This window comes from Roseiarcus sp., assembly GCF_052145395.1.
Taxonomy (GTDB): domain Bacteria; phylum Pseudomonadota; class Alphaproteobacteria; order Rhizobiales; family Beijerinckiaceae; genus Roseiarcus.
On the sequence record NZ_JBKQOT010000607.1, the window covers coordinates 1 to 7,338 of the forward strand.

At 69.3% G+C, this 7,338-nt stretch carries 8 protein-coding genes; 2 read left to right on the top strand and 6 right to left on the bottom strand.

What is annotated here, in order from left to right:
• The 4 genes from ACLP25_RS20880 to ACLP25_RS20895 form a co-directional block, all read right to left on the bottom strand.
• The coding region (locus ACLP25_RS20880) for a peroxiredoxin (protein ID WP_442471070.1) at positions 1–504 on the bottom strand (504 nt) is incomplete at its 3' end.
• 80 nt (positions 505–584) lie between these two features.
• Entirely contained in the window at positions 585–1,484 is a 900-nt protein-coding gene (locus tag ACLP25_RS20885) for an alpha/beta fold hydrolase (protein ID WP_442471071.1), read from the bottom strand.
• A complete protein-coding gene (locus ACLP25_RS20890) occupies positions 1,456–2,439 on the bottom strand; it encodes an alpha/beta fold hydrolase (protein ID WP_442471072.1) in 984 nt (327 codons plus the stop codon). The genes ACLP25_RS20885 and ACLP25_RS20890 overlap by 29 nt, the downstream gene beginning before the upstream one ends.
• A gap of 348 nt (positions 2,440–2,787) precedes the next feature.
• Positions 2,788–3,603, bottom strand: coding sequence for a protein-disulfide reductase DsbD domain-containing protein (locus ACLP25_RS20895; protein WP_442471073.1), 816 nt, complete (start codon positions 3,601–3,603; stop codon positions 2,788–2,790).
• Between the two features lie 79 nt (positions 3,604–3,682).
• Between ACLP25_RS20895 and ACLP25_RS20900 the strand changes: the two genes are divergently transcribed.
• On the top strand, positions 3,683–4,282 hold the full coding sequence (locus tag ACLP25_RS20900) for a YqgE/AlgH family protein (protein ID WP_442471074.1): 600 nt from the start codon (positions 3,683–3,685) through the stop codon (positions 4,280–4,282).
• Here ACLP25_RS20900 and recF read toward each other — a convergent pair.
• Positions 4,273–5,451, bottom strand: coding sequence for a DNA replication/repair protein RecF (gene recF / locus ACLP25_RS20905; protein WP_442471077.1), 1,179 nt, complete (start codon positions 5,449–5,451; stop codon positions 4,273–4,275). The genes ACLP25_RS20900 and recF overlap by 10 nt on opposite strands.
• A 55-nt stretch (positions 5,452–5,506) precedes the next feature.
• Between recF and ACLP25_RS20910 the strand changes: the two genes are divergently transcribed.
• The gene (locus ACLP25_RS20910; protein WP_442471075.1) at positions 5,507–6,769 is read left to right on the top strand and encodes a 2-hydroxyacid dehydrogenase; all 1,263 of its coding nucleotides are present in this window, start codon (positions 5,507–5,509) and stop codon (positions 6,767–6,769) included.
• Positions 6,770–6,835: 66 nt separating this feature from the next.
• Here the strand turns inward: ACLP25_RS20910 and ACLP25_RS20915 are convergent.
• Positions 6,836–7,338: MFS transporter (locus ACLP25_RS20915; RefSeq protein ID WP_442471076.1), on the bottom strand; the 503-nt coding region annotated here is incomplete at its 5' end.

Consider the following 7,338-nt stretch of genomic DNA (forward strand, 5'->3'; position numbering starts at 1 on the left):
AGATTGTTTCACGACGCCATACGCGGTCCCGATGTCGTGCTCGGCGCTCGAGAGGTCGGCGACGCCCGGCTGCGGCTCGATGTTGAGCTCCTTCACCACGCCGTCGATGATATACATCGAATAGCGCTTCGAGCGCACGCCCATGCCGCGCTCGGTGAGGTCGAGGTCGAGCCCGAGCGCCTTGGCCAGGATCGCGCTGCCGTCGGCAAGGAAGTCGACATGGCCGCCCGCGCCGGTGGCCTCGGCCCAGGCCGAAAGGACAAACGGGTCGTTGACCGAAGTCATGGCGATGGCGTCAACGCCCTTGCTCCTGAACGCCGCCTCGTTGGCGATGAAGCCCGGCAGATGGTTCTTGTGGCAGGTGGGGGTGAAGGCGCCGGGCAGGCCGAAAAGGACGATGGTCTTGCCGGCGAAATAGTCCTTGGTCGCGACCGGCTTCGGGCCGTCCGGGGTCACGAGGGTGAGCGTCACGTTGGGCAGGCTTTCGCCGACGGCGATGGTCATGGGCAGTCCTCGGTCATGCCGCCTCCGCGGCGGCTTCGCCAAAGACTAATCCGAGGATGCGACAGGCGTAAAGACGGCGTTCAACCCGCGGCCTCGACCTTCGCCGCGAAGTCGCCGATCGCCTTGAGATAAATCGGGGTCAGGGCTTCGTTGATGTTGTGGCCGGCGCCCGGGATGATCAGAAGTTCCGCGCCGGGGATGCTTCGCGCCGTGTCCTCGCCGCCGGATATCGGGACCAGCGGGTCGGCGTCGCCGTGGATGACCAGCGCGGGCAGCCGGACCGACCGCAGCCGTTCGTCGCGCGGCGGGGCGGCGAGGACCGCCGCCATCTGGCGAACGATTCCGGCCGGATCGTATGGGGCGTAGTCGGCGCTGCGCGTCACGAAGGCGGTCAATTCCTCGTCGGTCGCAGCAAATCCGGGACTGCCGATCACGCGCCAGACTGCGAGGCCGCGCGCGATGCGATCCTCGCGGGACGGGCTCGCCGGCGGGGTCATGATGGCCGCGAACGCTTCGGGCTTGCCGGGCGGCAGGTCGCGACGGCCGGTCGTCGACATGATCGAAACGATGCTTTTCGCCTTGGCCGGGTGATTGATCGCCACAAGCTGCGCGATCATCCCGCCCATCGAGGCGCCGACGATGTGGGCGCGGTCGATCCCGAGCGCGTCGATGAGCCCAACCGCATCGGCCGCCATGTCGTCGAGCGCATAAGGCGCGGCGACCGGCCGGCCCGCCGTGACCTCGGCGAACATGGCCTGGAGGTCCGGCCTTCCGAGCGCGTCGAGATGGGTCGATCGGCCGATGTCGCGATTGTCGAATCGGATGACTCGGAAGCCTTTCGCGGCGAGCCCTTCGCACAACGCATCCGGCCAGCCGACCAACGCGCCGGAAAAGCCCATGATAAGCAGGATCGCGGGGTCGGTCACGCGACCGAGGCTCTCGTAGGCGATATCAATCTTGTTCGCTCGGACCTGAGGCATGGCGTGTTTCCCCCGCTCGGACTGGCGGAAGGATAGACGATCGGAGCGGAGGCCTCAAAGGGGCTTCTGCGCTCTCGCCGCGAAATCCCCGATCGCCTCGATCCAGACCGGCATCAGCGCCTCCTTGAAGTCGTGGCCCATGCCGGGAACGACGATGAGTTTCGCGCCGGGGATGCTGTTGGCCGTGTCCTCGCCGTGCGCCGGCGGAAGGACCAGATCGTCCGAGCCGTGAATGACGAGCGCCGGGACGCGGACCTCCTTCAGCCGCTCGTGGCGGGGCGGGGCGCAGATAACGGCTGCCATGTGCCGCGCCGCCGCGGGCGGATCGTAGGGCGTGGCGTCGATGCTGCGCCCCAGGGTAGGCGACGAGCTCCGCGTCGGTCTGCGGGAAGCCCTGGCCGCTGATCGCCTTCACCGCTGCGACCGCGGTCGCGAGGCGATCGGCGCGCGCCGGGCTTGCCGGCATCGCCATCAGCGCCCGCATGGCCTCGGGCTTGCCCGGCGCGAGCCCTGGCCGGCCGGTCGAGGACATGATCGAGACGCGGCTCGCCGTCCGCTCCGGATGATTGAGCGCGACGAGTTGCGCGATCATGCCGCCCATCGAGGCGCCGACCATATGGGCGCGCACGATTCCGAGCGCATCCATGAGCCCCGCCGCGTCCGCGGCCATCGCGTCGAGTGGATAGGGCGGGATCGGCCGCCGGCCTGACTGGAGCGCGGCCATCATCGCGCCGATGTCCGGAATTCCGAGCGCGTCGAAGAAGGTCGAGCGGCCGATGTCGCGGTTGTCGAAACGCACGACCCGAAACCCTCGCCGGATGAGCCCCTCGCAGAGCGAGTCGGGCCAGCCGGTCAGCGGCGTGGCGAGGCCGTGGATCAGCAGGATGGTCGGGTCACCCTGGCGCCCGAGGCTCTCATAGGCGATGTCGATGGCGTTGGCGCGGACGCGAGGCATGGCGGCTCCCGATGGGAATGGCGACTCGTATCCCGGAAGCGCTGTGCGGCAAAGAGCGCCGCGTCGAGCGCCAGGGTTTTTGGCCGCCGCGGCCGCCGGCGCGCGCCAACATTGTCTTGCCAAGGCCGAACGAATGTCGTCTGATGATTCAGAAGACAGAAATGCCCGCCTTCGCTGTTTGGGAATCAACCGGTCGGCTGGCGATAAAGGTTCGCGTTTGAAGCCAGCTATTTGTACATTAGTATTTTGTTTTGTTTATTCCCGTAGCCCGGAAAACCGAATTTGTGACCATTCTTTGCGCGTAAGACACTGAAAAGGCTTCCGCGGCGCCAAAACTGCGCGCCGCTCCTATCGGGCGATCACCGACGTCTCGACCGGGCCCGTCCCGCCGGTCATCGTTAGCCGCAAGGGCGCGGGAAGCGCGGCGCCCTTGGGCATGTCCCGCAGCGTGAGCGCGAAGCAGTCTTGGGCTCCTTCGCCCGGCGCCGGGGCGGCGGTCACCCACCAGCCTTCCGGCGGCTCGACGAACAGGTCGCGCGGCGGTCCTGCCTCATGCGCCGCGCACAGCCGCCAGGCGCCCGCGCCGTCGGATTTGAACTCGCCGAAAGCCGCCGGCTCAACCGGACGGGGCGCGGCCGCGAGCGCCGCTTGAACCGTCGAGGCGTAGGGCGAGGCGGCGCCCGGAAGGGTCAGCGTGAGCTCCGCCCGGGCCGGCAGGCAGAGCTTCTCGCAGACGGCGTAATTGGCGTCGAGCTGAAGCGTGACGAGCTTCGCCGGATCGCGCGGCTCGACCTTCAGCGGAATGACGACCCCGCCGTCGTAGCCGAACGCCTCGCTGCCGTCCTGCTCTTTGATCCGCTTCGGGGCCGGGAATACCGGTTCGACCTTCGCCACATTGTCGGAGCCCGAGACGTCGAAGGTCGGGGGAACGCCGGCCTCGCCCGGGTCGCGCCAGTAGGTGATGGCGCCCGGCGCGAGCCTGATCTCGAAGCCGGCGAGCGCGCCGTCCGCGGCCAGAAGCCGAGCGTCCGACTTCGCGGCTTTCGCCCAATCGGTCGAGTAGGCGTCGGCCGCCATCGCCGGCGCGCACAAGGCCGAGAGGAACACAAGCGTGGTCCCGCGCGTCCATCCCTTGTTGCGGGCTGCTCGCTCTGCGTGCGTCATCGCGCTCCTATACCCATGATTGGAATTCGACTACCATTCTGTAACCCGTCATATCCCGCGCGCGATCCCGGAGGCGCGAATGAAGCGGACAGACCCTCCGCCGCCGACCAGTCTGGAAGGCCAGTTCCTGATTGCGATGCCCTCGCTCCGGGAGGGCCCCTTCGCCCGCTCGGTGGTCTACATGTGCGCCCATCGCGAGGACGGCGCCATGGGGCTGATCATCAACCAGCGCGCCGACGAGATCGATTTCGCCCAGCTTCTCGCCCAACTCGGCATCGTGCCCGAACCGGCGATCCGGCTTCCGCTGCAGGCGAGGGCGGTGCGCGTGGTGCACGGCGGGCCGGTGGAAACGGGCCGGGGCTTCGTGCTTCACTCCGCCGACTACGGCGCCACCGATTCGACGGTGAAGATCGCCGACGACGTCTGTCTGACCGCGACCATCGATATTCTGCGCGCCATCGCCAAGGGGACCGGCCCCGCGCACGCCGTCCTGGCGCTGGGTTACGCCGGCTGGAGTTCGGGCCAGCTCGAGAGCGAGATTCTCGCGAACGGCTGGCTGACCTGCCGGGCCGATCCGGAGCTCATCTTCGGCGCCGACGACGGCAGCAAATACGACCGGGCCCTCGCCACGCTCGGCGTCCACCCCGGGATGCTGTCGTCCGACGCCGGTCACGCCTGAGCCTTCGTTCGTACGCCGGTCTCGGCAGAAACCTCGAACGTCTCCGCCCGCTGCGCCAGATCGGCGAAGGCGGCCGGGTCTGCGCCGGTGACGAACACCTGGCCGCCGAGACGCCCGAGCGCATCGAACAGGGCGGCCCTGCGGCGAGGGTCGAAATGCGCCGCGATCTCGTCGAAGAGCGCGATCGGGACGATGCGCGACATGTCCGCGACGAGCCGCGCGTGCGCGAGCGCCAGCCCGACCAGCAGCGCCTTCTGCTCGCCGGTCGAGGCGCTCGCCGCGGGCGCGTCCTTGGGGCCATGCCAGACGGCGAGATCCCCAACATGCGGGCCGATCAGCGTGCGGCCGGCGGCCGCGTCGCGGCTGCGATTGTCGCGTAACAGCGCGCGGTAGCGGTCCTCGGCGTCGAGCGCTGGGCCGCGTGCGGCCAGCGCCTCGACCTCGCCTTCGAGCGCCAGCCGCGCCCAGGGGAAGGGCGAGGCGTCGTCGCGCTCGGCGGCGATGAGCGCCTCGAGGCGGCTCACGCATTCGAGTCGCGCCGCCGCGACTGCGACTCCGAGTTCCGCCGCCTCACGCTCCACCGCGTCGAGCCAGGCGGCGTTGCGCCGGTCTTCTTCCAAGAGCCGGTTGCGGCCGCGCAACGCGCGCTCGAAGGCGTTGACCCGCGCGCCGTGGCTCGGGTCGATCGCCAGCACAAACCGGTCGAGGAACCGCCTCCGCTCGCTCGCCGGTCCGGAGAACAGCGAGTCCATCGTGGGCGTAAGCCAGACGACCCGGACATGGTCGCTGAAGGCGCGCGACGAGGAAACGGGCGCCCGGTCGATCCTGTTCCTGCGCTCGGCGCCGCCGTTCGCGTCCGCCGGGCTCCAGCCGGAGCCAAGGTGGCGGGTCTCCCCATCCTCCTCGACCTCGACCGACAGGGCGAAGCCGCCGGCGCCCTCCCGGCGCGCGCATTCTGCGAGCTCGGCCCGGCGCAGCCCGCGCCCGGGCGCGAGCAGCGACAGAGCCTCGAGGAGGTTGGTCTTGCCGGCGCCATTCTCGCCGCATAGGACGACGAGACGGCCGCCGATCCTCAAATCGAGCGCCGCGTACGAGCGGAAATCCTGTAGCATAAGGCGCCGCACGATGGGGCGCCGTCGCTCGGGAGCAATGGCGTCGAGGCTGGCCATGGCCGTGGCATGTGCCACGTCCGGCCGAGCCAGGAAAGCGGAAAGGGCGGATCGCATGAAGCCACTCGACGTTCTCATGCCCGCGGCCGGCATGGGCGTGGTCGCCGACCTGATCGTGGAGCGGCTGCCGCTGCATCGGCTGTGGCTCGAGCCCGACCCCGAGGCGTGGCTCGCCAAGCACGGACCAGCGATCCGAGCGATCGCGTCGGCCGGCGGTCATGGCCGTATCGACGAGGCGCTCATGCGCCGGCTCCCCAAGCTCGAGATCGTCGCGAGCTTCGGCGTCGGTTACGATCACATCGACGCAAGGTGGGCGGGCGAGAACGGGATCATCGTCACCCACACGCCGGGCGTGCTCGACGACGAGGTCGCCGACGTCGCGATGGGGCTGACGATCATGGCCGTGCGCCGGCTTCCGCAGGCGGAGCGCTATCTTCGCGCCGGGCAATGGCTGAAGGCGTCGTTTCCCCTGACCGCGTCGTTGCGCGGGCGGACCATGGGGATTCTCGGCCTCGGCCGGATCGGCAAGGCGATCGCCCACCGCGCCGAGGCGTTCGGGCTTTCGGTCGTCTATCACGGCCGCCACGCCCAGCCGGACGTTTCCTATCGCTTCTATCCGACCTTGACCGGGATGGCCGAGGCCTGCGACATTTTGATGGTCACCGCTCCCGGCGGGTCCGAGACCCGCCATATCGTGAACGCCGAGGTCCTGCGCGCGCTCGGGCCCGATGGCGTGCTCGTCAACATCGCCCGCGGATCGCTGGTCGATGAGCAGGCCGTCATCGAGGCGCTGAGAAGCGGCGCAATCCTGGCGGCCGGCCTCGACGTCTTCGACAACGAGCCGAAGGTCCCAACCGCGCTTATCGCGCTCGACAATGTCGTACTGCTGCCGCATGTCGGATCGGCCTCAGTGAAGACGCGTCACGCCATGGCCCAGTGCCTCCTCGACAACCTTCTGGCCTGGTCGGAGGACAAACCGCCGCTGACCCCCGTGCGGGAGACCCCCTGGCGCGGCGCGTGGGGAGCGACCGGCGCGCGCCGGAGCGCGATCGCGGCAGCGGCCGAGGACAAGACAGCTCGGATCAGCGCTGTCGTGGACATCATGAAGGACTTGTGGGACCTGCCGGCGGACTGCAACGAAGGCGAGCTGTTCGCCTACGCCGAGCAGCTGCGCGACCGGATTCTCGCGGGCGAGAGCCGGGACGGGCTCTACGCGTTCCTCGCAAACGTGCAGGGGAAAAGCCTGGAAATACCAGCCTCGGACGCCTCACGCGCCATTGTCGACCGCTCGCTCGATCTCATCGGGGCGTCGATGTGACGGGCGGGTCCGCGAGACACCGGGCCCGCAAGCGACGACCGGCCCTCCGACCGGTCGCGTTCCGCGCTAACCGGTCGCCGGCGCTAGCCGGCGGCTCGTCTCCCGCCCGCGGTAGAGGGCGAGCGTGGCGACAAGCCCGCAAAGCGCCGCGAAGCTCATCCAGTAGCCGGGCGCGGCCTTGTCGCCGGTCCGCTCGATGAGGAAGGTGGAGATCGCGAGCGACGAGCCGCCGAGCGTGGTCGCGAGGCTGTAGGCCAGGGAAAAGCCCGCCGTGCGCACTGTGGCCGGCACGACCTCGGTCAGCGCCACGACCATCGCGCCGTTGTAGCCGGCGTACAGGAACGACAGCCATAGTTCGACGGCCATCGTCCGGCTGAAGCTCGGCGCGGCGACGAGCCAGGCGAGCGCCGGGTAGGCGGTCAGGAGCGCAAGAACGGTGAAGGCGACGAGGATCGGCTTTCGGCCGATCCGATCGGAGGCCGCGCCGGATATGGGGAGCCAGACGAAGTTCGACGCGGCGATCGCCATGGTCGCGAGCAGCGCGGCGGACTCGCTGAGCTTCAGGACGC